Source organism: Pseudomonas sp. M47T1 (assembly GCF_000263855.1).
Taxonomy (GTDB): Bacteria; Pseudomonadota; Gammaproteobacteria; order Pseudomonadales; family Pseudomonadaceae; genus Aquipseudomonas.
Genome location: NZ_AJWX01000009.1, coordinates 138,068 through 163,547, shown reverse-complemented (window position 1 = coordinate 163,547; position 25,480 = coordinate 138,068). Strand labels below are relative to the sequence as shown.

At 62.4% G+C, this 25,480-nt stretch carries 21 protein-coding genes; 12 read left to right on the top strand and 9 right to left on the bottom strand.

What is annotated here, in order from left to right; translation table 11 throughout:
* Positions 1-24: 24 nt before the first annotated feature.
* The 6 genes from solA to ftsK form a co-directional block, all read right to left on the bottom strand.
* Complete coding sequence (solA, locus tag PMM47T1_RS12345) at positions 25-1,194, bottom strand: N-methyl-L-tryptophan oxidase (protein ID WP_043300960.1); 1,170 nt, start codon at positions 1,192-1,194, stop codon at positions 25-27.
* A 199-nt stretch (positions 1,195-1,393) separates the two neighbouring features.
* Positions 1,394-2,788 carry a siroheme synthase CysG gene (gene cysG, locus PMM47T1_RS12340; RefSeq protein WP_008369099.1) on the bottom strand — a complete coding sequence of 465 codons (1,395 nt, stop codon included), beginning with the start codon at positions 2,786-2,788 and terminating at the stop codon, positions 1,394-1,396.
* Positions 2,789-4,069 (bottom strand): serine--tRNA ligase, encoded by a 1,281-nt coding sequence (gene serS / locus PMM47T1_RS12335; protein ID WP_008369097.1) that lies wholly within the window; start codon positions 4,067-4,069, stop codon positions 2,789-2,791.
* 538 nt (positions 4,070-4,607) lie between these two features.
* On the bottom strand, positions 4,608-5,933 hold the full coding sequence (locus PMM47T1_RS12330; protein ID WP_008369095.1) for a replication-associated recombination protein A: 1,326 nt from the start codon (positions 5,931-5,933) through the stop codon (positions 4,608-4,610).
* Between the two features lie 18 nt (positions 5,934-5,951).
* Positions 5,952-6,575, bottom strand: coding sequence for an outer membrane lipoprotein chaperone LolA (lolA, locus tag PMM47T1_RS12325; protein WP_008369094.1), 624 nt, complete (start codon positions 6,573-6,575; stop codon positions 5,952-5,954).
* A 60-nt stretch (positions 6,576-6,635) separates the two neighbouring features.
* A complete protein-coding gene (gene ftsK / locus PMM47T1_RS12320) occupies positions 6,636-9,047 on the bottom strand; it encodes a DNA translocase FtsK (RefSeq protein ID WP_043300945.1) in 2,412 nt (803 codons plus the stop codon).
* A 399-nt stretch (positions 9,048-9,446) separates the two neighbouring features.
* Here ftsK and aat point away from each other — a divergent pair, with 399 nt between their 5' ends.
* The 3 genes from aat to infA all read left to right on the top strand — a co-directional run bounded on the left by aat (position 9,447) and on the right by infA (position 11,211).
* Positions 9,447-10,127, top strand: coding sequence for a leucyl/phenylalanyl-tRNA--protein transferase (gene aat / locus PMM47T1_RS12315; RefSeq protein WP_008369089.1), 681 nt, complete (start codon positions 9,447-9,449; stop codon positions 10,125-10,127).
* Between the two features lie 57 nt (positions 10,128-10,184).
* A complete protein-coding gene (locus PMM47T1_RS12310; protein WP_008369087.1) occupies positions 10,185-10,892 on the top strand; it encodes an arginyltransferase in 708 nt (235 codons plus the stop codon).
* A gap of 100 nt (positions 10,893-10,992) precedes the next feature.
* On the top strand, positions 10,993-11,211 hold the full coding sequence (gene infA / locus PMM47T1_RS12305) for a translation initiation factor IF-1 (RefSeq protein WP_002553999.1): 219 nt from the start codon (positions 10,993-10,995) through the stop codon (positions 11,209-11,211).
* Positions 11,212-11,356: 145 nt separating this feature from the next.
* On the opposite strand, the gene clpA is transcribed toward infA, so the two are convergent.
* Positions 11,357-13,627, bottom strand: coding sequence for an ATP-dependent Clp protease ATP-binding subunit ClpA (gene clpA / locus PMM47T1_RS12300; protein WP_008369082.1), 2,271 nt, complete (start codon positions 13,625-13,627; stop codon positions 11,357-11,359).
* Positions 13,628-13,657: 30 nt separating this feature from the next.
* Positions 13,658-14,020 (bottom strand): ATP-dependent Clp protease adapter ClpS, encoded by a 363-nt coding sequence (gene clpS, locus PMM47T1_RS12295; RefSeq protein ID WP_008369080.1) that lies wholly within the window; start codon positions 14,018-14,020, stop codon positions 13,658-13,660.
* 228 nt (positions 14,021-14,248) lie between these two features.
* Between clpS and cspD the strand changes: the two genes are divergently transcribed.
* A complete protein-coding gene (gene cspD, locus PMM47T1_RS12290; protein ID WP_043300959.1) occupies positions 14,249-14,509 on the top strand; it encodes a cold shock domain-containing protein CspD in 261 nt (86 codons plus the stop codon).
* A 153-nt stretch (positions 14,510-14,662) separates the two neighbouring features.
* Here the strand turns inward: cspD and icd are convergent, their stop codons facing one another.
* Positions 14,663-15,919, bottom strand: a complete 1,257-nt coding sequence (gene icd, locus PMM47T1_RS12285) for an NADP-dependent isocitrate dehydrogenase (RefSeq protein WP_008369075.1) — start codon at positions 15,917-15,919, stop codon at positions 14,663-14,665.
* Between the two features lie 375 nt (positions 15,920-16,294).
* Between icd and PMM47T1_RS12280 the strand changes: the two genes are divergently transcribed.
* From PMM47T1_RS12280 to PMM47T1_RS12245, 8 genes are all read left to right on the top strand, one after another.
* Positions 16,295-18,523 (top strand): NADP-dependent isocitrate dehydrogenase, encoded by a 2,229-nt coding sequence (locus PMM47T1_RS12280; RefSeq protein WP_008369073.1) that lies wholly within the window; start codon positions 16,295-16,297, stop codon positions 18,521-18,523.
* A 105-nt stretch (positions 18,524-18,628) separates the two neighbouring features.
* Positions 18,629-19,072: an NUDIX hydrolase gene (locus PMM47T1_RS12275; RefSeq protein ID WP_008369071.1), complete on the top strand. Its 444-nt coding sequence runs from the start codon at positions 18,629-18,631 to the stop codon at positions 19,070-19,072.
* Positions 19,073-19,217: 145 nt separating this feature from the next.
* Positions 19,218-20,348: a tRNA 2-thiouridine(34) synthase MnmA gene (mnmA, locus tag PMM47T1_RS12270; protein ID WP_043300944.1), complete on the top strand. Its 1,131-nt coding sequence runs from the start codon at positions 19,218-19,220 to the stop codon at positions 20,346-20,348.
* Positions 20,345-20,965, top strand: coding sequence for a high frequency lysogenization protein HflD (hflD, locus tag PMM47T1_RS12265; RefSeq protein WP_008369069.1), 621 nt, complete (start codon positions 20,345-20,347; stop codon positions 20,963-20,965). The genes mnmA and hflD overlap by 4 nt, the downstream gene beginning before the upstream one ends.
* Before the next feature lie 106 nt (positions 20,966-21,071).
* Positions 21,072-22,442, top strand: a complete 1,371-nt coding sequence (gene purB / locus PMM47T1_RS12260; RefSeq protein WP_008369068.1) for an adenylosuccinate lyase — start codon at positions 21,072-21,074, stop codon at positions 22,440-22,442.
* A gap of 83 nt (positions 22,443-22,525) precedes the next feature.
* Complete coding sequence (locus PMM47T1_RS12255) at positions 22,526-23,695, top strand: ribosomal protein uL16 3-hydroxylase (protein WP_008369067.1); 1,170 nt, start codon at positions 22,526-22,528, stop codon at positions 23,693-23,695.
* Positions 23,688-24,110, top strand: a complete 423-nt coding sequence (locus tag PMM47T1_RS12250) for a GNAT family N-acetyltransferase (RefSeq protein WP_008369066.1) — start codon at positions 23,688-23,690, stop codon at positions 24,108-24,110. Before PMM47T1_RS12255 ends, PMM47T1_RS12250 begins: the two co-directional genes overlap by 8 nt.
* 152 nt (positions 24,111-24,262) lie before the next feature.
* Positions 24,263-25,027, top strand: a complete 765-nt coding sequence (locus PMM47T1_RS12245) for a secretin N-terminal domain-containing protein (RefSeq protein WP_008369064.1) — start codon at positions 24,263-24,265, stop codon at positions 25,025-25,027.
* Positions 25,028-25,480 lie beyond the last annotated feature (453 nt).

The following is a 25,480-nucleotide window of genomic DNA, read 5'->3' as shown; positions in this document are numbered from 1 at the left end:
CCTGAAGGCAGGGCCTACAATGGTTTACGTGCTGGGGATGGCGAAGCGCTGCAGCGAGAACGATGATAGGTCCAACTCGCTGCTGCCGTGCTGGCACCATTGCGCGAACGCCTTGCCCAGCGCCGCTGAGTGCTTGAAGCCGTGGCCCGAACAGGGGGACGCCACCAGGGTGTGCTGCAACGCGGGGTGTTCGTCGATGATGAAGTGGTGGTCCGGGGTGACGGTATAGGCACACACGGCGGACTTGACCACTGTGGGGCCGACGCCGGCGAGGCGGCCTTGAACCTGTTGCTCGTACATGGCCTGCCCTTGCGCCGGGGAGACGGTTCGGTCCAGCGTGTCGGGGGTCGAGACGGTGTGGTATTGGGCGGTGGCCACTTTCAGGCTGCCTTCGCCCGGCAGCGCCGCAAAGCCGTAGTTGACGTTGCTGTCACCCGCGCCGTGAGTGAGGATGAAGGTGGGCGAAGCGCCGACCAGTTCGGCATCGGCCTCGAACCAGAACAGCTGCTGGCGGTAGACGCTGAGCAGCTGGTCGAACGGGCTGCCCAACAGGTCGCCCGCCCAATTCCCCGCGCTGATCACCAGTTTGTCGGCTTGTAGCGTGCGCAGGTTGGTGGTGACAGTCACGCCCTGCTCGTCCGAGCTGATCCCGGTGACGGTCTCACCCTTGAACAGGGTGGCGCCGCGCTGCTCTGCGAGCCGCAGCTGCACGTCTATGCAGCGCTCGGGGCGCAGGAAGCCGCCTTCGGGCTCGAAGTAGCCAATGGCGCTGTCGAGTACGTGGGCGAATTGTGGAAAGCGCTGGCGGATCTGTGTGGCGTTCAGCAGTGTGTGCTCGATACCGTAGGTCTGGGCCAGCTTGAGGGTGCGCAGGGTGAAGTCGGACGCGTCGTGCGGGTCGAAGTCGGGGCTGGAGGTCAATACCAACACGCCCGATTGTTCAAACAAGGATTCTCCCGACTCAGCTTCCAGCTCCCGCCAGATGCGGTGTGACTCGCGCACGATGGGCACGTACTGCGCGCCCTCGCCTACCGAAAGCCGGGTGATGCGTGTATCGCCGTGGCTGGAGCCGAAGGTATGCGGAGGATGGTGTCGGTCGATGCCGGCAACTGTGACCCCGGCCTTGGCCAGTTGATAGACCGTGGCGGCGCCCATGGCACCCAGGCCGATGACCAATGCTTGATATCGCTGCACCTGCAACTCCCTTTCAGGCGAAAACCGCCAGTTGAAAGGAAAAGCCGGGCGCGGGCAACTAACCAATGGGTATAAGGATATGCCATGCAGTTGCTGCCGCCAGACTGCGCTACCCCTTGTGGTCGCTGAAAATCTCCAGTGAACAATAGGGCCAGCGCAGCCTGGTGGCAGCGGCTACAGTGACGGCGCAGCGAAAAGATCAGACGCTTTGCTGGGCGCCTTCGAACCACGCCAGTTTTTCGCGCAGTTGCACCACTTCACCCACGATGACCAGCGTCGGGGCATGCACCTCATGCTCCGCCACCAGGCGCGGCAGGTCAGCCAGGGTGCCGGTGAAGACACGCTGATTGGTGGTGGTGCCCTGCTGGATCAAGGCAGCCGGCGTGGAGGCGGCGCGACCATGGGCGATCAGTTGTTCGCAGATGATCGGCAAGCCCACCAGGCCCATATAGAACACCAGGGTCTGGGCCGGCGCTACCAGGTCAGCCCACGGCAGGTCACTGGTACCGTCCTTGAGGTGGCCGGTGATGAAGCGCACCGACTGAGCGTAGTCGCGGTGGGTCAGCGGGATGCCGGCGTAGGCCGCGCAACCACTGGCCGCGGTTATGCCCGGTACCACCTGGAACGGGATGCCGTGGGCCGCCAGCTCTTCGATTTCCTCGCCACCACGGCCAAAGATGAACGGATCGCCACCCTTGAGCCGCACCACGCGCTTGCCTTGCTTGGCCAGGGTCACCAGTTGCTGGTTGATCTGTTCCTGCGGCACGGCATGTTCTGCGCGGCGCTTGCCCACGTAAATGCGCTCGGCGTCGCGGCGGCACAACTCAATGATGGCCGGGGCTACCAAACGGTCGTACAGCACCACGTCAGCTTGCTGCATCAGGCGCAGGGCCTTAAAGGTCAGCAGGTCGGGATCACCGGGGCCGGCCCCCACCAGGTAAACCTCACCGGGTGCGTGGGGCGGCTGCCCGTTGATCTTTTCCACCAGCATCTTTTCCGCTTCGGCGCCCTGCCCGGCCAGTTGACGATCGGCAATCGGGCCCTGGAACACTTCTTCCCAAAACGCACGGCGTTGCTGCACGTCGGGGTAGAGGTTCTTCACCTGGGCACGAAAGCGCGCGGCCAACCCGGCCAATTCGCCATAGGCGGCCGGAATCCAGGCCTCCATCTTGGCGCGGATCAACCGCGCCAGTACCGGGGCGTCACCGCCACTGGAGACCGCAACCACCAGGGGTGAACGGTCAACAATAGCCGGAAAGATCACACTGCACAGGGCCGGCGCGTCCACCACGTTGACCGGCACGCATCGGCGCTTGGCGTCGGTGGACACCTGGGCGTTGAGCGCTTCGTCATCGGTGGCGGCAATGATCAGCTGGCAACCGTCCAGGTCGCTTTCCTGATAACCGCGCAGCAAGGCTTCACCGCCGCTGCTGTGTAGCAGCTCGCCGAGCTGGGTTTCGATGGCCGGGGCCACCACGCGCAGCAGCGCGCCGGCATCGGCCAGCAAACGCGACTTGCGCAAGGCGATTTCGCCCCCGCCCACGACCAGCACACGGCTGCCCTTGAGCTTGTGAAACAGCGGCAGAAACTCCATTTAGCCGATAACCTCGATGCCGCCCATGTACGGCTTGAGCACGTCCGGCACGCGGATGGAACCGTCGGCCTGCTGGTAGTTTTCCAGCACGGCCACCAGGGTACGGCCCACGGCCAGGCCCGAACCGTTGAGGGTGTGCAGCAGTTCCGGCTTGCCGGTTTCCGGGTTGCGGAAACGCGCCTGCATGCGGCGGGCCTGGAAATCACCGGTGTTGGAGCACGAAGAGATTTCGCGGTACTTGTCCTGGCTCGGGATCCACACTTCCAGGTCGTAGGTCTTCACGGCGCTGAAGCCCATGTCACCGGTGCACAAGGCCAGCACGCGGTACGGCAGTTCCAGGGCCCGAAGCACGCGCTCGGCGTTAGCGGTCAGGCTTTCCAGGGCTTCCATGGACTTCGACGGCTCCACTACCTGCACCATCTCGACCTTGTCGAACTGGTGCTGGCGGATCATGCCGCGGGTGTCACGGCCCGACGCGCCGGCTTCGCTGCGGAAGCACGGGGTGTGAGCGACCAGTTTCAGCGGCAGTTGCTTGGCGTCGAGAATCTCGCCAGCGACGATGTTGGTCAGCGACACTTCAGCCGTCGGGATCAGGTACAGATCAGCTTCGCCTTCGCGGCTGATCTTGAACAGGTCTTCCTCGAACTTGGGCAGTTGGCCGGTGCCTTTGAGCGCCGGAGCCTGCACCAGGTACGGGGTGTAGCACTCCTCGTAACCGTGCTCGGTGACGTGCAGGTTGATCATGAACTGCGCCAGGGCGCGGTGCAGGCGTGCGATAGGGCCGCGCAGCAGGGCAAAGCGGGCGCCCGACAGCTTGGCGGCGGTCTCGAAGTCCAGCCAGCCGAATTTCTCGCCCAGGGCCACGTGGTCCTGAACCGCGAAGCCGAAGTCGGCCGGGGTGCCCCAGCGGCGTACTTCGACATTGCCGTCTTCGTCTTCACCCACCGGTACCGACTCGTGCGGCAGGTTGGGAATGCCCAGCACGATGGAGTCCAGCTCAGCCTGCAGCTTGTCCAGCTCGGCCTTGCCTTCGGCCAGCTCGCCGGCCATGCGGTCGACGTCAGCCATCAACGGCGCGATGTCTTCGCCGCGCTGCTTGGCCTGGCCGATGGACTTGGAGCGGGCGTTACGCTCGGCCTGCAGTTGCTCGGTGCGGGTCTGCACGGTCTTGCGCTGGGCTTCCAGCGCTTCCAGGCGCACCACGTCCAGGCTGTAGCCACGTGCTGCGAGGCGATCGGCTGTTTCCTGGAGTTTGGTACGCAGAATCAGGGGATCGAGCATGTCGGTCTCTCGTTATCAAATTAAGTCGTGGTCAGCCCTTGTTGCGGGCAGGACACCGGGCAGCCGACCATATTAACGGCCAGCGTACCGGGATAGAAGGGTTGTTTCCAGAACCCGTTCATCGAAAGCGGGCAAACGGGGCTGACAACGCCGATCCATCAGGCCATGGCACGTTGCAACAAATGTAGGAGCTGCCGCTAGGCGGCGATGCGCCGCGCGGGCGGCGCTCGATCTCAAGAGCGCTGCAAAAACATCGACTAGCCCCTGGCAGCCATAATGCGATCCGCGTAGCCGCTGCCGCCAGGCTGCGCTGGCCGGTGTGAACCCTGGAGATATCGAGTGAGGCTGAGGGCCAGCGCAGCCTGCGGCAGCGGCTACGGGGAGTTTGGTGTGGCTGCTGGGTGCATGCCTTAAGTGATGTGGCGGTCTTGAGATCGCGCGCCGCCCGCGCGGCGCTTCGCGGGCAGAGCCCGCTCCCACGTTGGTTGCAACGTGCCATGGCCTGGTAGATCGGCGTTGTCCGCCTTGGGGTTCGGCTTCAGGGCTTGCGGCGTTGGCGTGGGCTCAGGCGATCCAGTTGGGCCAGGTGCTTGAGCTTTTCGCCGATTTTCAGCTCCAGGCCGCGAGGCACTGGCTGGTAGTACGGGCGTGGGTCCAACTGGTCGGGGAAGTAGTCCTCGCCGGCGGCGTAGGCGTCGGGTTCGTCGTGGGCGTAGCGGTACTCTTCACCGTACCCCAACTGCTTCATCAACTTGGTCGGCGCGTTGCGCAGGTGCAGCGGCACTTCCAGCGAGCCGTGCTCGGCGGCTTCACGCATGGCCTGCTTGAAGCCCATGTACACGGCGTTGCTCTTCGGCGCGCAAGCCAGGTAGACGATGGCCTGGGCCACCGCCAATTCGCCTTCGGGGCTGCCCAGGCGCTCCTGCACATCCCACGCCGCCAGGCACAGGCTCAGCGCGCGCGGGTCAGCGTTGCCGATGTCTTCGCTGGCCATGCGCACCACGCGGCGGGCCACGTACAACGGGTCGCAGCCGCCGTCCATCATGCGCGCGTACCAGTACAGCGCGCCGTCGGGGTTGGAGCCACGCACGGACTTGTGCAGCGCCGATATCTGGTCGTAGAAGGCTTCACCGCCCTTGTCGAAACGGCGGCGGGTGTCGCCCAGCAGGCTTTGCAGCAGGTCGCTGCCGATTTCTTCGCCGTCTTCGGCCAGGTCCGAGGCGTTTTCCAGCAGGTTGAGGATGCGCCGGCCATCGCCGTCGGCGGCGGCCAGCAACATGCCGAACGCCTCGTCGCCCAGGCGCAGCTGACGCTTGCCCAGGCCGCGCTCTTCGTTCAGGGCGCGGTACACCAGGCGGCGCAGCGCCGCTTCGTCCAGGCTCTTGAGCACGTACACCCGTGCCCGCGACAGCAACGCGTTGTTGAGTTCGAACGAAGGGTTTTCGGTGGTGGCACCGATGAAAATCAGCGTGCCGTCTTCCACGTAGGGCAGGAAGGCGTCCTGCTGGGACTTGTTGAAGCGGTGCACTTCGTCGACGAACAGGATGGTGCGGCGGCCGTACTGGCCGGCCTGCTGCTTGGCCACCTCGACCGCCTGGCGAATCTCCTTGACCCCCGCCAGCACCGCGGAAACGGTTTCGAAGTGGGCGTCCGAGACTTCTGCCAGCAGCCGCGCCAGGGTGGTCTTGCCCACCCCCGGTGGGCCCCAGAAGATCATGGAATGCAGCGCACCCTGCTCCAGCGCTTCGCGCAGCGGCTTGCCGCGCGCCAGCAGGTGTTCCTGGCCCACGTATTCGTCCAGGTTGCGGGCCCGCAGGCGGGCAGCCAGGGGCTGGGCGATGGGCTCACTGCGAAACAGGTCCATGACGGGCGTGCGGTCCTCTTATTCCTGGATCACGTCGGTGCCCTTGGGCGCGACGAAGGTGAACTTGCTCTTGTCGACCGGATCATTGGCCTTGACGCCGGTGAACAGGATGTTGGTGCGCTGGCCCACGCTGTCGATCAATTGCATGTCATTGATCAGGCCCTTGCGGAACGACAGGCGCAGGGAGTCAAACAGGGTGTCCTTGGTCTTGGGCTTGAGCATGAAGTCAATCACGTCGCCCGCTTCCTTGGAGGTGATGTCGAAGCTCTGGCTGATCTTGGAGATGTCACCGGACAGCAGCAGGGCCGGGGTCTGGGTCAGGCGCTGGTCCAGCTTCTTGATGGTCACCTGTTGCAGGTCCGGGTCGTACAGCGAGACCTTCTGGCCATCCGAAACCATGGTCTGCTCGTTCGGCGCGTCGGTGTGCCAATAGAACAGGCCCGGGCGCTGCAGGGTCATTTCACCGGCGGTTTCCTGCAACTGGGTACCGCTGCCGTCCAGGGTCAGTTGCGAGAAGTGCGCGGCCAGGGTGTTGGACTTTTCCAGCAACTGGGTCAGGCTTTTCACCGAGGCGTCGTCGGCGTGGGCCGGGATCGTGGAGAAGGCCAGAGCAGAAACCAACAGCATGCGAATCAGGCGCATGGGAATCCTCGTACAAAAGAATAGGACTGGTCGCTGTTCATCAGCGACCCGTTGTGTCGATCAGTCGCGCATTGGGCCCGGCGCGATGACTTCGCGCGAACCGTTGGTGTTCATGGGGGTGACCACGCCGGCCATTTCCATCGCCTCGATCATGCGAGCGGCGCGGTTGTAGCCAATCTTCAGCTTGCGCTGCACCGCGGAAATGGACGCCCGACGGCTTTCCAGAACGAAGTTGACCGCCTCGTCGTAGAGCGCATCGGATTCGCTGTCCTCGTCACCACCGCCACTGCCGCCTTCGAAGCCGCTGCCGGCCTCTTCGACGCCGGCCAGGATGTCTTCGTTGTAGTCCGGCACGCCACGCAGTTTCCAGGCTTCCACCACGCGGTGCACTTCTTCGTCGGACACGAACGCACCGTGCACACGGATCGGCAGGCTGGTGCCGGGCGGCATGTACAGCATGTCACCGTGACCCAGCAGTTGCTCCGCGCCACCCTGGTCGATGATGGTACGCGAGTCGATCTTGCTCGACACCTGGAACGCCATGCGGGTGGGGATGTTGGCCTTGATCAGGCCGGTGATCACGTCCACCGACGGCCGCTGGGTGGCCAGGATCAGGTGGATACCGGCGGCACGGGCCTTCTGGGCAATACGGGCGATCAGCTCTTCGACCTTCTTGCCGACGATCATCATCATGTCGGCGAATTCGTCGACGATAACCACGATGGTAGGCAGCGTTTTCAGCAGCGGTGCTTCGTCTTCCATGCTTTCGCGACGGTACAGCGGGTCGGTGAGCGGCGTGCCCTCCTCCTGCGCGTCCTTGACCTTGCGGTTGAAGCCGGCCAGGTTACGCACGCCCATGGCCGCCATCAGCTTGTAGCGGCGCTCCATCTCCGCCACGCTCCAGCGCAGGGCGTTGGCGGCGTCCTTCATGTCGGTGACCACCGGGCACAGCAGGTGCGGAATGCCTTCGTAGATCGACAGCTCGAGCATTTTCGGGTCGATCATGATCAGCTTGGCGTCTTCGGGGCTGGACTTGAACAGGATCGACAGGATCATGGCGTTCACGCCCACCGACTTACCGGAACCGGTGGTACCGGCCACCAGCAGGTGCGGCATTTTCGCAAGGTCGGTGATGACTGGCTTGCCGCCAATGTCGTGGCCCAGGGCCATGGTGACCGGTGACTTGGCCTCGTCATACTGCGGCGACGACAGCACTTCCGAGAAGCGCACGATCTGGCGGTCTTCGTTGGGAATCTCGATGCCCACGGTGGTCTTGCCCGGAATGACTTCCACCACGCGCACGCTGGTCACGGCCAGCGAACGCGCCAGGTCCTTGGCCAGGTTGGAAATGCGGCTGACCTTGACACCGGCCGCTGGCTGAATTTCGTAACGGGTGATGACCGGGCCGGGGTGGATGGAGTCCACCGACACCTCGACGCCGAATTCCTTGAGCTTTATTTCCAGCAGATGGCCCACGCCCGCCAGGGATTCGGGCGAGTAGTTGACCTTCTTCTTTTCCGCAGGGTCGAGGATGGAAATGGGCGGCAAGGTGCCTTCCACGGCGCTGTCGACGAACAGCGGCACCTGTTTTTCCTTCTGCACGCGCTTGCTTGGCTCGGGCGGCTTGGCCATGGCCGGGGCCGGCATGATCACCGGTGGCGCCTGCTTCTCGCGCTCGGTGACGTGCTTGGCCAGCGACTGGTCGCGTTCGATGATGCGTTCGCGGGCCTTGGCCTGCTCGCGACGGTCAGGGGTAGTGGGTGCCACCACGTCGTGCACACGCACGTCCACCTCGCGCAGTTGCGCTTCCAGTTGGCGACGTTCGTTGCGCGCCGCCCACCAGCGGCCGGCGGCGCCTTGCACCAGTTCCAGCAGGTCGAGGGTGATCTTGCCGGTCAGGTCCATGACCTTGAACCACGACAGGTCGGTGAACACGGTCAGGCCGAACAGGAACAGGGCGATGAACAGCAAAGTGCTGCCCTGGGTGTTCAGGGCGTTGCGCGCCAGGTCGCCCAGGCTTTCACCCAGGGCACCACCGGCCGAGGCCGGCAGGTTGGGCGTGGAATGGAAATGAATATGCGCAAGGGCCGCGCCGGACAGCACCAGGAACACCAGACCGATCAGTCGCCAGGAAAACAGCCAGCCGCTCCACTGCCACGGCTGGTGACGCTCGCGAAAGATCTGCCAGGTCTTGACGGCCAGCAGCAGCGGGAAGATGTAGGCGAAATAGCCCAGCACCATGAACAGGATATCGGCGGCGAAGGCTCCGGCACGGCCGGCGGCGTTCTGCACGTCGTGGGCAGTGCTGGTGTGGCTCCAGCCCGGGTCGGCCTGGTCGTAGGTGAGCAGCGCCATCCACAGGTACAGGCACAGGGCACCCATGGCAATCAGGGCACCTTCCTTGAGCCGGTAGTGCATTTGCTGACGCCACAGGGGCACGGCTGGGGTAGGTATCGCGGTGGATTTCTTCAAAACAAGTCTTTTCCTGCGCCCATGGGCGCGAACAACTGATGATTGACTAAAAAAATCATGCAAATGAACGGTGCATTGTACGGGTTCGCCACAGCATAGCCCAGAGCACGCGACGCTAATCAATTGGAGCATGCATTGTCTTTGCTGACAAAGGCTTATGCAGGGTTTTCAATTACATTAACGAAGGTTTACGACCGCGACATGGCGGTAGAGTTGCAGGGCGGGGTTTTTATCCTGAATACTGGCCGCACTGCATGCAACGCCACTGCCTGTGTAGCCGCTGCCGAAGGCTGCGCTGGCCCTCTGCCTCGCTGGAGATTTTCAGTGGGCCCAGGGGCCGGCGCAGCCTGGCGGCATCTACAGAGGGTGCCCTCCCCTCCCCTGCCCCAGAAAGAATCCATGCTGACCTGGCTCAAGAAGAACGACCTGACCTTCCCGCCCCTGGACAAGGCCCTGCGCGACCCCAACGGCCTGCTGGCCGCCGGTGGCGACCTGAGCGCCGAGCGCCTGGTGCAGGCCTACCGCCATGGCTGCTTTCCCTGGTACCAGGATGGCCAGCCCATTCTGTGGTGGTCGCCAGACCCGCGCACCGTGCTATTGCCCACCGAACTGCACGTGTCGCGCAGCCTGGCCAAGGTCATTCGCCAGCAGCGCTATCAAGTCAGCTTCGACCGCGACTTCGCCGCAGTGATTCGCGCCTGCGCCGGCCCCCGGGCCTACGCCGACGGCACCTGGATCACCGACAACATGCAGGCCGCCTACATCAAGCTGCACGAACAGGGCCTGGCCCACTCGGTGGAGGTGTGGGACGGCGAGGAAATGGTGGGCGGCCTGTACGGCCTGGCCATGGGTAAGCTGTTCTTTGGCGAGTCCATGTTCAGCCGCGCCGACAACGCTTCCAAGGTCGGCTTTGCCACCCTGGTGCAGCACCTGCACGGCGCAGGCTTTGCCCTGATCGACTGCCAGATGCCCACCGAGCACCTGATCAGCCTGGGCGCACGCTCCATCAGCCGCGAGGATTTTGCCTGGCACCTGCGCACCTATCTCGACCAACCGGCCACGGCAACCTGGGTTTGCTAGGCGAGTTCGTCACAGCTGGCTTACACTTATTCAAAGGTTTCGATCCGAGGGCTGATCATGACTGAGTTGGCGCGATTGAAGTTCTATGCCACTCAACCCCACTCGTGCAGCTACCTGCCCGAGGAGCAGGCCACTACCCTGTTCCTGGACCCCAGCCAGCCGATGGACGTGCATGTGTACGCCGACCTGTCGGAGATGGGTTTCCGGCGCAGCGGCGATCACCTTTACCGCCCCCACTGCCAACGCTGCAACGCGTGCGTGCCGGCGCGCATCCCGGCGGCCGGGTTCAGCCCCAACCGTCAGCAGAAGCGCATAGTCAAGCGCAACGCCGACATTGAAGTGACCGCCACCAAGCCCGCGTTCAGCGAGGAATACTTCGACCTGTACCAACGCTACATCGAACAGCGCCACGCCGACGGCGACATGTTCCCGCCCAGCCGTGAGCAGTTCTCCACGTTCCTGGTGCGCGACTTGCCGTTTTCGCGCTTCTACGAATTCCGCCGCGAAGGCCAATTGCTGGCCGTAGCCGTCACCGACCTGCTGCCCAACGGCCTGTCGGCGGTGTACACCTTCTACGAGCCTTCCGAGGAGCGACGCAGCCTGGGGCGCTTTGCCATCTTGTGGCAGATCGGCGAGGCGCTGCGCTTGCAACTGGACGCGGTGTACCTGGGGTACTGGATCAAAAACTGCAAAAAGATGAATTACAAAACCCAATATCGCCCTATCGAGCTGCTCATCAATCAACGTTGGGTCACTCTTAATTGAAGGGCCTTGGCGTAACGCCCCTTTTTCAGGCACAATGCACGCCGCTTTTGCCTGGCGCAGTTGCACCGGGCCATTAACTGGACACCGAGGGCTTTACTGCATGTCGAAAGAAGACAGCTTCGAAATGGAAGGCACTGTCGTCGACACCCTGCCAAACACCATGTTTCGCGTGGAGTTGGAAAATGGGCACGTCGTAACCGCGCATATCTCCGGTAAGATGCGCAAGAACTACATTCGTATTCTGACCGGCGACAAGGTGCGCGTTGAATTGACGCCCTACGATTTGAGCAAAGGGCGCATTACCTACCGCGCTCGCTAAGCGACACAAACGAAAACGCCCGGCATGTGCCGGGCGTTTTTGTGTGGGCGCTCCAAAAGCAGCTGCACGATAGGAGCTACGAGCTGCAAGCGGAACACTGCTTTGCTTTCGCTTGCAGCTTTCCACTTGCAGCCTGTAGCTGCCCCTAGGCCATTTCGGCCGTGGTTTCGAAGTCGAAGGTCATTTCGCCGTCCTTCACGTCGATGTGCACCACGCCGCCGTGCTCGGCCAGCTCGCCGAACAGGATCTCCTCCGCCAACGGCCGCTTGATCTTGTCCTGGATAAGCCGTGCCATCGGCCGGGCACCCATGGTGGCGTCATAGCCACCGGCTGCCAGCCAACTGCGCGCCGCATCCGTGACTTCCAGCAGCACACGCTTGTCTTCCAGCTGGGCCTGCAGTTCGGTGAGGAACTTGTCGACCACGCTCTTGATCGTCTCGTGGCTGAGGCGACCAAACTGGATGATGGTGTCCAGGCGGTTTCTGAACTCCGGCGTGAAGCTTTTCTTGATGACTTCCATGGCATCGGACGAATGGTCCTGGTGCGTGAAGCCAATGGACGCACGCGCGGCGGTTTCGGCACCGGCGTTGGTGGTCATGATCAGGATCACGTTGCGGAAGTCCGCCTTGCGGCCGTTGTTGTCGGTCAGGGTACCGTGGTCCATCACCTGCAACAGCAGGTTGAAGACTTCCGGGTGGGCCTTTTCGATTTCATCGAGCAGCAGCACGCAGTGCGGTTGCTTGGTGATGGCCTCGGTCAGCAGGCCGCCCTGGTCGAAACCGACGTAGCCCGGCGGCGCGCCGATCAGACGGGACACAGTGTGGCGCTCCATGTATTCCGACATGTCGAACCGCACCAGTTCAACGCCCAGGGCCTTGGCCAACTGACGAGCGGCTTCGGTCTTGCCCACGCCGGTAGGGCCGGCGAACAGGAACGAACCCACAGGCTTGTCCGGCGATTTGAGCCCCGCACGCGACAACTTGATGGCCGTGGCCAGCGAGTCGATGGCAGCGTCCTGGCCGAACACGGTCAGCTTCAGGTCGCGCTCCAGGTTACGCAGCAGCTCCTTGTCGGAACTGGTGACGTGTTTTGGCGGAATGCGCGCGATCTTGGCGACAATGTCCTCGACCTGTGGCACTTCGATGCGCTTGACGCGGTTTTCCACCGGTTGCAGGCGCTGATAGGCGCCGGCTTCGTCAATGACGTCGATGGCCTTGTCGGGCATGTGACGGTCGTTGATGTAGCGCGAGGCCAGCTCGGCCGCTGCACGCAGCGCTTCATCGCTGTACTCGATGTTGTGGTGCTGCTCGAAACGGCCTTTCAGCCCGCGCAGGATACCGATGGTGTCTTCCACCGACGGCTCGCTGACATCCACTTTCTGGAAGCGACGCGCCAGGGCACGGTCCTTCTCGAAGATGCCGCGGAATTCCTGGAACGTGGTGCTGCCGATGCAGCGGATGTCGCCCGATGACAACAACGGCTTGAGCAGGTTGGACGCATCCATCACGCCACCCGACGCAGCACCCGCACCGATGATGGTGTGAATTTCGTCGATGAACAGGATGGCCTGCGGGCGCTTTTTCAGCTCGCCGAGCAGCGCCTTGAAGCGCTTCTCGAAGTCACCGCGGTACTTGGTACCGGCCAGCAAGGCGCCCAGGTCCAGCGAATAGACGACGCTATTGGCCAGCAGGTCCGGCACCTGGCTGTCGACGATGCGCTTGGCCAGGCCTTCGGCGATGGCCGTCTTGCCCACACCGGCCTCACCCACCAGCAACGGGTTGTTCTTGCGGCGGCGAGCCAGGATCTGCGCCACGCGCTCCACTTCGTTCTCGCGGCCTACCAGCGGGTCGATACGGCCCTGGCGCGCGAGTTCGTTGAGGTTGCTGGCGTAGGCGTCGAGCGGGTTGCCTGAAGAAGAAGACTCACCGCCTTCGTCGTCCTGCATGTCCTGCTCACCTTCGGAATGATCGCCGTGCCCTGGCACCTTGGAGATACCGTGGGCGATGTAGTTGACCACATCGATGCGCGCCACGCTCTGCTGCTTGAGCAGGAACACGGCCTGGCTTTCCTGTTCGCTGAAGATGGCAACCAGTACGTTGGCGCCGGTGACTTCGCGCTTGCCCGAGCTCTGTACGTGGAAGACGGCACGTTGCAACACACGCTGGAAGCCCAGGGTTGGCTGGGTTTCGCGATCTTCGTCGTGGACGGGGATCAGCGGCGTGGTGGAGTCGATGAACTCCTGCAAGTCGTGTTTGAGTTTGTCGAGGTTTGCGCCACAAGCGCGCAAAACGGTGGCGGCGGCCTCATTATCCAATAATGCCAACAGGAGGTGTTCCACGGTCATGAACTCATGACGTTTGGAACGCGCCTCCTTGAAGGCGAGATTGAGGGTGACTTCGAGCTCGCGGTTTAACATAGCTTCACCTCATACCCAAGTGGTCGGCGATTAACCGTCCTTCTCGATTTCACAGAGTAGCGGATGCTGGCTTTCCCTGGCGTACTGATTGACCTGCATGGCCTTTGTCTCGGCGATGTCGCGGGTGAACAATCCACATACGGCTCGCCCTTCCGTGTGTACGGCGAGCATGACCTTGGTCGCCAGCTCGCGGTTCAGGTTAAAAAACACCTCGAGCACTTCGACGACGAAATCCATCGGCGTGTAGTCATCGTTAAATAAAACCACCTTATACATGGGTGGCGCCTTCAGGGCCGGTTTGGCTTCCTGTACGGCCAAGCCCGCGGAATCGTCCTCATGCGATGGCGGGTGATCCTGATTGAATGTTAGTCGAATCTGGCTGATTGCATGCATGGAAAGAAGGTTCATGGTTGAGCGAATAGGGTTGTGTGTTGACCTTGTGACCGACTGTAAGCTCGGCCGCCGCATGACCTTGACTATCGGCAAAACGGTGTTACAAACAATAGAACCCACATTGGGGAATAAAGGTCCGCGCAGTCAACCAAATTTTTTGATCGGTCCGAACGCCGGATGAAGTGGATGATACTCCAGAGATGGAGTCCTTTGCAGAGGGATATGAGCATGGCAAACGGTAAGGTCAAGTGGTTCAACAACGCCAAAGGCTATGGCTTCATCGTTGAAGAGGGCAAGAGCGAAGACCTGTTCGCCCACTACTCGGCCATCAAGATGGATGGCTACAAGACCCTCAAGGCCGGCCAGCCCGTCAAATTCGAGATTATCCAGGGCCCCAAGGGCCTGCACGCCGTTGAGATTTCCGCTGCCACCGACAGCCCTGCCCAGCATGCTGCCACCCAGCCTGCGCAGCAGTCCGTCACTGCCTGACCACCGCACAGCCCCTGCCGCAGGCTGCGCTGGCCCGCTTGCCCGCCGGAGGCCTTCGGTGGGGCATAGGGCCAGCGTGGCCTGCGGCAGCGGCTAAATAGCTGCAGGTATGAAAAAACCGGCCAAGAAGACCGGTTTTTTTGTTGCCAGACGTTACATATGCTTGATGATCGCCTCACCGAACCCCGAACTGGTCACCAGCGTGGCACCGTCCATCAGTCGCTCGAAATCATACGTAACGGTTTTTGCGCCAATGGCGCCGTTGGTGCCTTTGATGATCAGGTCAGCCGCCTCGGTCCACCCCAGGTGGCGCAGCATCATTTCCGCCGACAGAATCACCGAGCCCGGGTTGACCTGGTCCTTGCCCGCGTACTTGGGCGCGGTGCCGTGCGTCGCCTCGAACATCGCCACCGTGTCGGACAGGTTGGCACCCGGGGCAATGCCGATGCCGCCCACTTCTGCCGCCAGGGCATCCGACAGGTAGTCACCGTTGAGGTTGAGGGTGGCGATCACGTCATATTCGGCCGGCCGCAGCAGTATCTGTTGCAGCATGGCGTCGGCGATGGCGTCCTTGACGATCACGTTGCGCCCGGTTTTCGGGTTCTTGAACTGCATCCACGGGCCGCCGTCCAGCAGGGTGGCGCCGAATTCGTCGCGGGCAATCTCGTAGCCCCAGTCCTTGAAGGCGCCCTCGGTAAATTTCATGATGTTGCCCTTGTGCACCAGGGTCAGCGACTTGCGGTCATTGTCCACCACGTATTGCAGGGCCTTGCGCACCAGGCGCTGGGTGCCTTCCCTGGACACCGGCTTGATGCCGATGCCGCAGTCCTGGTCGAAACGGATCTTGGTGACGCCCATTTCCTCCTTGAGGAACTTGATGACCTTCTGCGCCTCGGGCGAGCCGGCCTTCCACTCGATGCCGGCGTAGATATCCTCGGAGTTCTCGCGAAAGATCACCATGTCCACGTCGCCAGGCTTTTTCACCGGGCTGGGCACGCCTTCGAACCACACCACCGGGCGCAGGCACACATAAAGGTCGAGCTGCTGGCGCAGGGCTACGTTCAGCGAACGGATACCGCCACCCACCGGCGTGGTCAGCGGCCCCTTGATGGACACCACGTAGTCTTTCACCGCCTCCAGGGTTTCCTGCGGCAGCCAAGTGTCCTGGTCATACACTTGGGTGGCCTTCTCACCCGCGTACACTTCCATCCACGAGATCGTGCGCTTGCCGCCGTAGGCCTTGGCCACGGCCGCATCCACCACTTTGATCATGACAGGCGTCACGTCGACGCCGATGCCATCGCCTTCGATATACGGAATGATCGGTTGGTCTGGAACATTGAGAGAATGGTCTGCGTTGACGGTGATTTTCTCACCGACACCTGGCACCTGAATCTTCTGGTATCCCATGCTGGACTCCGTTTTTGTGGGTTGAACATCCTGGCTACCCCTGAGCGTAAACCACCTGCCCGGGACCGCAACCACCTGTTTGAGAGGTGAATCTGCCGAAGAGCATCATTTATAGACCATGACCAGTGGTATACTGTCGCAGTGACCATCGAGTCACCCAGGGCAAAGGCGTTCAAAACCCGGCGCCAAACCCTTGAAAAAGCTTTAAAAGACCGAGCTGTACCGCAGTCAGGTCGCTTGACGCTCTACTGATGCACCCAACATCATCGCGACGAATCCTCGACTTTCGGCTCATTGATCACTTTGAACGAAAGCGCCTACCCTGCGCATCTCGAGATTCTGTGCACGCTTAGCAAAGAAGAGAGTTAATCCGATATGCCCACCCGCTCAAAGATCATCTACACCTTCACCGACGAAGCTCCCGCCCTCGCCACCTATTCCCTGCTCCCTATCGTAGAGGCCTTCACCGCCTCGGCTGATATTGCCGTGGAAACCCGGGACATCTCCCTGGCCGGCCGCATCCTGTCGAGCTTCCCTGAGCAACTGAAAGCCGACCAGGTCATCGCTGACGACCTCGCCGAGCTGGGCGCCCTGGCCACCACGCCGGAAGCCAACATCATCAAGCTGCCGAACATCAGCGCCTCGGTGCCGCAACTGAAAGCGGCCATCATCGAGCTGCAGGCACAGGGCTTCAACATTCCGGACTACCCGGAAAACCCGGCCACCGACGCCGAGAAAGAAGCCAAGTCGCGTTACGACAAAATCAAGGGCAGCGCGGTGAACCCGGTACTGCGCGAAGGCAACTCCGACCGTCGCGCGCCGTTGTCGGTGAAGAACTACGCCCGTAAGCACCCCCACAAAATGGGCGCCTGGGCTGCCGACTCCAAGTCCCACGTGGCCCACATGAGCAACGGCGACTTCTACGGCAGTGAAAAGGCCGCCCTGATCGAAGCCGCCGACGCCGTGCGCATCGAACTGCTGGCCGCTGATGGCACCGTCAGCGTGCTGAAGGAAAAGACCTCGGTCAAAGCCGGCGAAATCATCGACTGCGCCGTGATGAGCAAAAAGGCCCTGCGCGCCTTCATCGCTGCCGAAATCGAAGACGCCAAGGCCAAGGGCGTGCTGCTGTCCCTGCACCTCAAAGCCACCATGATGAAGGTGTCCGACCCCATCATGTTCGGCCAGGTGGTTGCCGAGTTCTATAAAGAAGCACTGGCCAAGCACGCCACTGTGCTGGAGCAGATCGGCTTCAACCTGAATAACGGCATCGGCGACCTGTACGCCCGCATCCAGTCGCTGCCTGCCGAGCAGAAAGCGCAGATCGAAGCTGACATCCAGGCCGTGTACGCCACCCGTCCGGCGCTGGCCATGGTCAACTCCGACAAGGGCATCACCAACCTGCACGTGCCAAGCGACGTGATCGTCGACGCCTCGATGCCGGCCATGATCCGCGACTCGGGCAAGATGTGGAACACCCAAGGCAACCTGCAGGACACCAAGGCGGTGATCCCGGACCGTTGCTACGCCACCATCTACCAGGCCGCCATCGAAGACTGCAAGAAACACGGCGCCTTCGATCCGACCACCATGGGCAGCGTGCCAAACGTTGGCCTGATGGCGCAGAAAGCCGAAGAGTACGGCTCGCACGACAAGACGTTCCACATCAAGGCTGACGGCGTTGTTCGCGTTGTCGACGGCAAGGGCCGTACCCTGCTGGAGCAGAAAGTCGACGCCGGCGACATCTTCCGCATGTGCCAGACCAAGGACGCGCCGATCCAGGACTGGGTCAAGCTGGCCGTCAACCGCGCCCGCGCCTCCGGCACCCCAGCCGTCTTCTGGCTGGACCCGGCTCGCGCCCACGACGGCGTGATGATCGAGAAGGTCCAGGTTTACCTGAAAGACCACGACACCTCGGGCCTGGACATCCGCATCATGTCGCCTGTCGACGCCATGAAGTTCTCCCTGGAGCGCATCCGCAAGGGCCAGGACACCATTTCGGTGACCGGCAACGTGCTGCGCGACTACCTGACCGACCTGTTCCCGATCATGGAACTGGGTACCAGCGCCAAGATGCTGTCCATCGTGCCGCTGATGAACGGCGGTGGCCTGTTCGAAACCGGCGCCGGCGGTTCGGCGCCCAAGCACGTGCAGCAGCTGGTGGAAGAAAACTTCCTGCGCTGGGACTCGCTGGGTGAATTCCTGGCCCTGGCCGCCTCGCTGGAGCACCTGGGCGTCACCACCCAGAACGCCAAGGCCAAGGTACTGGCTGCCACCCTGGACCAGGCCACCGGCCAGTTCCTGGACAACAACAAGTCGCCATCGCGCAAAGTCGGCAACATCGACAACCGCGGCAGCCACTTCTACTTGGCACTGTACTGGGCCCAGGCCCTGGCCGCGCAGACCGATGACTCGGCCCTGCAAGCCCGCTTCGCCCCGCTGGCCGCCGTACTGACCGAACAGGAAGCGACCATCGTCGCCGAACTGAACGCCGTGCAAGGCAAGCCAGTGGACATTGCTGGCTACTACCACGCCAACGCCGAACTGGCCGCCAAGGTCATGCGCCCAAGCGCTACCTTGAACGCCGCGATCGCGTCGCTGAAGTAAGCCTGGAAGCCAAAAAAAGCCCCCAGCCTATGCTGGGGCTTTTTTTTAGCGGCAAGCTGTAAGCTACAAGCTGCCGCTCAAAGCTCCCGACTAAAAGGAGGGCCCATGCGCCCCTGGATCCCCCACGTCACCGTCGCCACGGTCATCGAAGACAACGGCCGCTTCCTGCTGGTAGAAGAACTCAAGGGCGGCCGCGCCGTGCTCAACCAGCCCGCCGGGCACCTGGAACCCGACGAAAGCCTGATCGAAGCCGCGATCCGCGAAACCCTGGAAGAAACCGGCTATGACGTCGAGCTGACCGGCGTGATCGGCATCTACCTGTACACCGCGCCGAGCAACGGCGTGACCTATCAGAGGGTGTGCTTCGCCGGCAAACCGCTGCACCACGACCCGGAGCGCACACTGGACCACGGCATCATCGGGCCGCAATGGCTCACGCGTGACGAGATCATCGAGCAGAAAGGCCGCTGGCGCAGTGAGCTACTGCTGCAATGCATCGATGATTACCTCGAACACCCGCTGCACAGCCTTTCCCTGATTCGCAACTGAAAACGCGCGTAACGGCCGGACGCAGCCTGACGACTACCTACGCCCCCCGGCGCTGCGTCGCAGGCACCGCGCAACCAATCGGCGAGCGCGGCGTGGCGCTTGGTGGTAGAATCCCGTGCTTTTCCCAGACACACACTCAATTCCTATGCGTGATTCAGCTGCTGCCCCTGAAACCCAGCGCGTTATCGTCGGCATGTCCGGCGGCGTTGACTCTTCCGTGTCCGCCCTCCTGCTGCTCGAACAGGGGTACCAGGTGGAAGGCCTGTTCATGAAGAACTGGGAAGAAGACGACGGCACCGACTACTGCACCGCCCGCGAAGACCTGGCCGACGCCCAGGCCGTGTGCGACCGCATCGGCATCAAGCTGCATACGGCCAACTTCGCCGCCGAATACTGGGACAACGTCTTCGAACATTTCCTGGAAGAGTACAAGGCCGGCCGCACGCCGAACCCGGACATCCTCTGCAACCGTGAAATCAAGTTCAAGGCCTTCCTGGACTACGCCCTGTCGCTGGGTGCTGACCTGATCGCCACCGGCCATTACGTGCGCCGCCGCGACATCCACAACCGCACCGAACTGCTCAAGGGCCTGGACCCGAACAAAGACCAGAGCTACTTCCTGCACGCCGTGGGCGGTGAACAGATTGCCCGCACCCTGTTCCCGGTGGGCGAGCTGGAAAAGCCGGAAGTGCGCGCCATCGCCGAGAAACACGGCCTGGCCACCGCCAAGAAGAAGGATTCCACCGGTATCTGCTTCATTGGCGAGCGCCGTTTCAGCGACTTCCTCAAGCAGTACCTGCCCGCCCAGCCCGGCGAGATCCAGACCACCGAAGGCGAAGTCATCGGCCGTCACCATGGCCTGATGTACCACACCATCGGACAGCGCCAGGGCCTGGGCATTGGCGGCTTGAAGGACGCCAGCGACGAGCCGTGGTACGTGCTGGAAAAGGACCTGGAACGCAATGTGCTCGTCGTGGGCCAGGGCAATGATCACCCGTGGTTGTTCTCCCGCGCCCTGCTGGCGTCGGAAATCTGGTGGGTCAACCCCATCGACCTGAGCAGCCCGCGCCGCCTGACCGCCAAGGTGCGTTACCGCCAAGGCGACCAGGGCTGCACCCTGGAACAGACCGCCAGCGGTTACCGCGCGGTGTTCGACGAACCACAGCGCGCCGTCACCCCCGGCCAGTCCGTGGTGTTCTATGACGATGAAATCTGCCTGGGCGGCGGCGTCATTGAAATTGCCGAGCCGTGGACCAGCAAAGGCGCCGCTGCATGAACCCCATTCAGGAGCAATTGATTGCCCTGGGCGGCGTGTTCCAGGCCGCCGTGCTGGTAGACCGCATCGCCAAGACCGGCCAGAGCGCCGAGGCGGCCATGGGCTGCATGCTCGGCAGCCTGCTGATTCGCGACCCCAAGGACACCCTGGAGGTGTTCGGCGGTGACGACCTGAACCTGCGCGACGGCTACCGCGCCATGGTCAGCGCCCTGGAGCGCGACCCGGCCAGCCTGCAGCGCGAACCGCTGCGCTATGCGCTGTCGATGCTCAACCTGGAACGCCAACTGAGCAAGCGCGACGACCTGCTGGACGTGATCGGTCGGCGCCTGCCGCAAATCCAGTCACAGGTAGAACATTTCGGCATTACCCACGAGAACGTTATCGCCGCCAGTGGCGCGCTGTACCAGGACACCCTGAGCACCTTGCGCCAGCGTATCCAGGTGCAGGGCGACATGCGCAACCTGCAGCAACCCAGCAATGCCGCGAAAATACGCGCGTTGCTGCTGGCCGGCATCCGTTCGGCGCGCTTATGGCGGCAATTGGGCGGTCACCGCTGGCAACTGGTTTTCAGCCGGCGCAAGCTGCTCAAGGAACTTTATCCGATGATGCGCGGTTAACGCTCGTCACCTCACGGGCGCGGTCGGCGCTGGGCTGCCGACCTGCAGTGAATTTTCATGTATGATACGCGCCCCATTTCGTTGCCCGACTGTCCGAGAACACCCCATGCAGCTTTCTTCGCTCACTGCGGTTTCCCCTGTTGACGGCCGCTACGCCGGCAAAACCCAGGCCCTGCGCCCTATTTTCAGCGAATACGGCCTGATCCGTTTCCGCGCCCTGGTCGAGGTGCGCTGGCTCCAGCGCCTGGCTGCTCACCCGCAAATCGGCGAAGTGCCGGCGTTTTCCGCCCAAGCCAACGCTATCCTCAACGCCCTGGCTGATGACTTCGCCCTGGAACACGCCGAGCGTGTGAAAGAGATCGAGCGCACCACCAACCACGACGTCAAGGCCATCGAGTACCTGCTCAAAGAGCAGGCTGCCAAGCTGCCAGAACTGGCCAAGGTCAGCGAGTTCATCCACTTCGCCTGCACCAGCGAGGACATCAACAACCTGTCCCACGCCCTGATGCTGCGCGAAGGCCGTGACACGGTGCTGCTGCCGCTGATGCGCCAGATCGCCGAGAACATCCGTGAACTGGCCCACCGCTTCGCCGACGTGCCGATGCTGTCGCGCACCCACGGCCAGCCGGCATCGCCGACCACCCTGGGCAAGGAACTGGCCAACGTCGTCTACCGTCTGGAGCGTCAGATCGCCCAAGTAGCCGCCGTGCCGTTGCTGGGCAAGATCAACGGCGCCGTGGGCAACTACAACGCCCACCTGTCCGCCTATGCCGACATCGACTGGGAAGAGAACGCCCGCGCCTTCATCGAAGACGAACTGGGCCTGGGCTTCAACCCCTACACCACCCAGATCGAGCCGCACGACTACATTGCCGAGCTGTTCGACGCCATCGCCCGCTTCAACACCATCCTGATCGACTTCGATCGCGATATCTGGGGCTACATCTCGCTGGGCTACTTCAAGCAGCGCACCATTGCCGGCGAAATCGGTTCCTCGACCATGCCGCACAAGGTCAACCCAATCGACTTCGAAAACTCCGAAGGCAACCTGGGCATCGCCAACGCACTGTTCCAGCACCTGGCCAGCAAACTGCCGGTTTCGCGCTGGCAGCGTGACCTCACCGACTCCACCGTGCTGCGCAACCTGGGCGTTGGTTTCGCCCACAGCGTGATCGCCTACGAGGCGAGCCTGAAGGGCATCAGCAAGCTGGAGTTGAACGAGGTGCGCATCGCCGACGACCTGAACGCCTGCTGGGAAGTCCTGGCTGAGCCGATCCAGACCGTGATGCGTCGCTACAACATCGAAAACCCGTATGAAAAACTGAAAGAGTTGACTCGCGGCAAGGGCATCAGCCCAGAAGCGCTGCAAACTTTCATCGACGGCCTGGACATGCCGGCCGAGGCCCGCGCGGAACTGAAGAAGCTGACCCCGGCTTCCTACATCGGTAACGCCGCAGCCCAGGCCAAGCGCGTCTGACGCCTAGCCCGTCGCTCTGACGCCCGGCTCAGCCGGGCGTTTTTATTCGTGACATAAAAGCGCAACCATTCAATAGGTTACACATGAATCCTGATACTCCTCTTCAACTTCTGGGCGGCTTGACTGCACGCGAATTCCTACGCGACTACTGGCAGAAAAAGCCCCTGCTGGTCCGTCAGGCCTTCACCGATTTCGACAACCCGATCAGCCCCGACGAGCTGGCTGGCCTGGCGCTGGAAGAAGAAGTTGAATCGCGCATCGTCATCGAGAATGGCGAGCGCCCATGGGAAATGCGCCGCGGCCCGTTCGAAGAGGACGCGTTCAGCCAACTGCCCGCGCAAGACTGGACCCTGCTGGTACAGGCCGTGGACCAGTTCGTGCCGGAAGTGGCCGACCTGCTGCAACACTTCCGCTTCCTGCCCAGCTGGCGCATCGATGACGTGATGATCAGCTACGCAGCCCCAGGCGGCAGCGTGGGCGCGCACTTCGACAACTACGACGTGTTCCTGCTGCAAGGCCACGGCCAGCGCAACTGGAAAGTGGGTCAGATGTGTGACTCCGACAGCCCGCTGATCGAACACGCCGACCTGCGCATCCTGGCCAACTTCGAACAAACCGACGAGTGGACCCTGGAGCCGGGCGACATGCTCTACCTGCCGCCGCGCCTGGCCCACTACGGCGTGGCCGTGGACGAGTGCATGACCTACTCGGTAGGCTTCCGCGCGCCAAGCGCCGCTGAAGTGCTGACCCACTTCACCGACTTCCTCACCCAGTTCCTGCCCGACGAAGAGCGTTACACCGACGCCGACGCCCAGCCGGTCAGCGACCCCAACCAGATCCAGCACGATGCCCTGGACCGTCTGAAAAAGCTGCTCAACGAGCACATGAACGACGAGCGCCTGCTGCTGACCTGGTTCGGTCAGTTCATGACCGAGCCGCGCTACCCGGAACTGGTGGCGGGCGAAGATCTGGAAGAAGACGACCTGCTGGGCGGCCTGGAAGACGGCGTTATCCTGATCCGCAACCCCAGCGCGCGTATGGCCTGGTCGGAAGTGGGCGATGACCTGCTGCTGTTCGCCAGCGGCCAGAGCCGCCTGTTGCCGGGCGAGATGCGCGACCTGCTGAAGCTGATCTGCTCGGCCGACGCCCTGCACATCGAAAACCTGGGCCCATGGATGATCGACGAACAAGGTCGTACACTGATCTGCGAGCTGGTGAAACAGGGAAGTCTGGGGTTTGCCGACGATGAATAAGATTCGCGTACGCGTTGCAGATTGGCACAAGGACATCGCCGACATTCGACGTATCCGCGAGGCCGTGTTCATTGCCGAGCAATCGGTACCCCCGGAGCTTGAGTTCGATGCCGACGACCACGACGCCGTGCACTTCCTGGCCTGCGAGGGCGACTACGCCATCGGCACCGCCCGCCTGCTGCCCGACGGGCAGATTGGCCGGGTGTCGGTGCTCAAGGACTGGCGCGGCCTGAAAGTGGGCGACGCCCTGCTGCAAGCCGCCATCGCGCAGGCCGAGCATCAAGACGTCAAGCAGCAAAGCCTGAGCGCACAGGTGCACGCCACAGCGTTCTACGAGCGCCACGGCTTCAAGGTGGTGAGCGAAGAATTCCTCGAAGCAGGCATCCCGCACGTGGACATGGTGCGCTCAAGCTGACATTTGCTCTACCTTTTCGCGGGCAAAGCCCGCTCCCACCGGTGATCGACACACCATGGTGGGAGCGGGCTCTGCCCGCGAAGAAGGTGGTATAGATCCATCTGGTGCCATCCTGCGCCATAATGTCCACTCCAATGATGGAGACCCCGGACATGCCGTTACGCCCCCTGCTCGCCGCCCTCACCCTGCTGGCATCCTTCACCGCCAGTGCCGCCACTGAAATCGTCCAGCTGAACAACCGCACCAGCGATGACCTGCTGCCCGTGGCGCAGAACTTCATCGGCCGCGACGGCAAGGTCAGCGCCTACGGCAACCAGTTGATCGTCAATGCCGACCCCGACAAGATCCAGCAACTGCGTGCCCTGATCACCCAGCTCGACGTGGCCGCTCGCCGCCTGATGATCAGCGTCGACACCAGTGACAGCAACAACGGTGACGCCGGCGGCTACACCATGAATGGCAGCAACGGCGGCGCCCAGACCCGTGTCATCACCTACGGCACCACCAACCGCACCGGCGGCGTCCAGCAGGTGCAAGCCACCGAAGGCACCCCCGCGCTGATCCAGGTCGGTCAGAGCGTGCCCTTCACCAGCGCCCAGACCGACAGCTACGGCGGCCTGCAAACCCAAACCCAGTACAAGAACGTCACGCAGGGCTTCTACGTGACCGCCAGCGTCACCGGTGAAACCGTTCACCTGAGCATCAGTACAAACAATGACCGGATCAGCCAGGAACGTCAGGATGTAGTGAACGTGCAAAGCACCGACACACAGGTCAGTGGGCGGCTGGGCGAATGGATCACTTTGGCCGGCACCAACGAGCAAACCCAGCTCAATCAGAACGGATACACCCGTAATTGGTCCACTCAGGGGCGTAGCGACATGACGTTGCGAGTAAAAGTGGACCCCCTGGACTGAACGACTGACCTGGCAGTCGTAAAACCGACTCGCAAGTCGTCGACCAAAGCCCCTGAAACTGACTGATGAGTCGCTATCGATCAAATATGTAGTGATAGAAAAAAGCACTACAAAACATTTGACGACACAATTTCGTCGAGGCATGATGGCCTCGCTCCCGCTAATCAGGGGCCCTGGAAAGGGCCTTCGGACCGGACTCTAACCTACCCACCTGAGCCGATTCGTGTCTGTAACGCCCACAAGGCAGCCTGACGAGATTGCGACTGGAACGAAGAAGTTGTCCCGAGGGACGGAAGCGCATCTGGCAACACGGCACCCCCTGTACGCTCGCACCACCGCCACGATCGGTGGGTGTTCGCGCCCAGGCCATGCCTGGCCAACCTGCCACTCCCTCCTTCGAACAACCGTTCGATCGTCGCCTTCTCCGCCAAGCCCGTTACAGGCCTTCTAAGC

What these genes read in the sequence shown, in the direction of transcription:
- aat (WP_008369089.1), top strand. Translation starts at nt 9,447, where the DNA reads ATGCTGACCTGGCTCAAGAAGAACGACCTGACCTTCCCGCCCCTGGAC.
- PMM47T1_RS12255 (WP_008369067.1), top strand. Translation starts at nt 22,526, where the DNA reads ATGAATCCTGATACTCCTCTTCAACTTCTGGGCGGCTTGACTGCACGC.
- lolA (WP_008369094.1), bottom strand. Translation starts at nt 6,575, where the DNA reads ATGCGCCTGATTCGCATGCTGTTGGTTTCTGCTCTGGCCTTCTCCACG.
- cysG (WP_008369099.1), bottom strand. Translation starts at nt 2,788, where the DNA reads ATGGAGTTTCTGCCGCTGTTTCACAAGCTCAAGGGCAGCCGTGTGCTG.
- hflD (WP_008369069.1), top strand. Translation starts at nt 20,345, where the DNA reads ATGAACCCCATTCAGGAGCAATTGATTGCCCTGGGCGGCGTGTTCCAG.
- purB (WP_008369068.1), top strand. Translation starts at nt 21,072, where the DNA reads ATGCAGCTTTCTTCGCTCACTGCGGTTTCCCCTGTTGACGGCCGCTAC.
- PMM47T1_RS12280 (WP_008369073.1), top strand. Translation starts at nt 16,295, where the DNA reads ATGCCCACCCGCTCAAAGATCATCTACACCTTCACCGACGAAGCTCCC.
- cspD (WP_043300959.1), top strand. Translation starts at nt 14,249, where the DNA reads ATGGCAAACGGTAAGGTCAAGTGGTTCAACAACGCCAAAGGCTATGGC.
- PMM47T1_RS12275 (WP_008369071.1), top strand. Translation starts at nt 18,629, where the DNA reads ATGCGCCCCTGGATCCCCCACGTCACCGTCGCCACGGTCATCGAAGAC.
- PMM47T1_RS12250 (WP_008369066.1), top strand. Translation starts at nt 23,688, where the DNA reads ATGAATAAGATTCGCGTACGCGTTGCAGATTGGCACAAGGACATCGCC.
- clpS (WP_008369080.1), bottom strand. Translation starts at nt 14,020, where the DNA reads ATGCATGCAATCAGCCAGATTCGACTAACATTCAATCAGGATCACCCG.
- infA (WP_002553999.1), top strand. Translation starts at nt 10,993, where the DNA reads ATGTCGAAAGAAGACAGCTTCGAAATGGAAGGCACTGTCGTCGACACC.
- PMM47T1_RS12245 (WP_008369064.1), top strand. Translation starts at nt 24,263, where the DNA reads ATGCCGTTACGCCCCCTGCTCGCCGCCCTCACCCTGCTGGCATCCTTC.
- icd (WP_008369075.1), bottom strand. Translation starts at nt 15,919, where the DNA reads ATGGGATACCAGAAGATTCAGGTGCCAGGTGTCGGTGAGAAAATCACC.
- mnmA (WP_043300944.1), top strand. Translation starts at nt 19,218, where the DNA reads ATGCGTGATTCAGCTGCTGCCCCTGAAACCCAGCGCGTTATCGTCGGC.
- PMM47T1_RS12310 (WP_008369087.1), top strand. Translation starts at nt 10,185, where the DNA reads ATGACTGAGTTGGCGCGATTGAAGTTCTATGCCACTCAACCCCACTCG.
- clpA (WP_008369082.1), bottom strand. Translation starts at nt 13,627, where the DNA reads ATGTTAAACCGCGAGCTCGAAGTCACCCTCAATCTCGCCTTCAAGGAG.
- PMM47T1_RS12330 (WP_008369095.1), bottom strand. Translation starts at nt 5,933, where the DNA reads ATGGACCTGTTTCGCAGTGAGCCCATCGCCCAGCCCCTGGCTGCCCGC.
- serS (WP_008369097.1), bottom strand. Translation starts at nt 4,069, where the DNA reads ATGCTCGATCCCCTGATTCTGCGTACCAAACTCCAGGAAACAGCCGAT.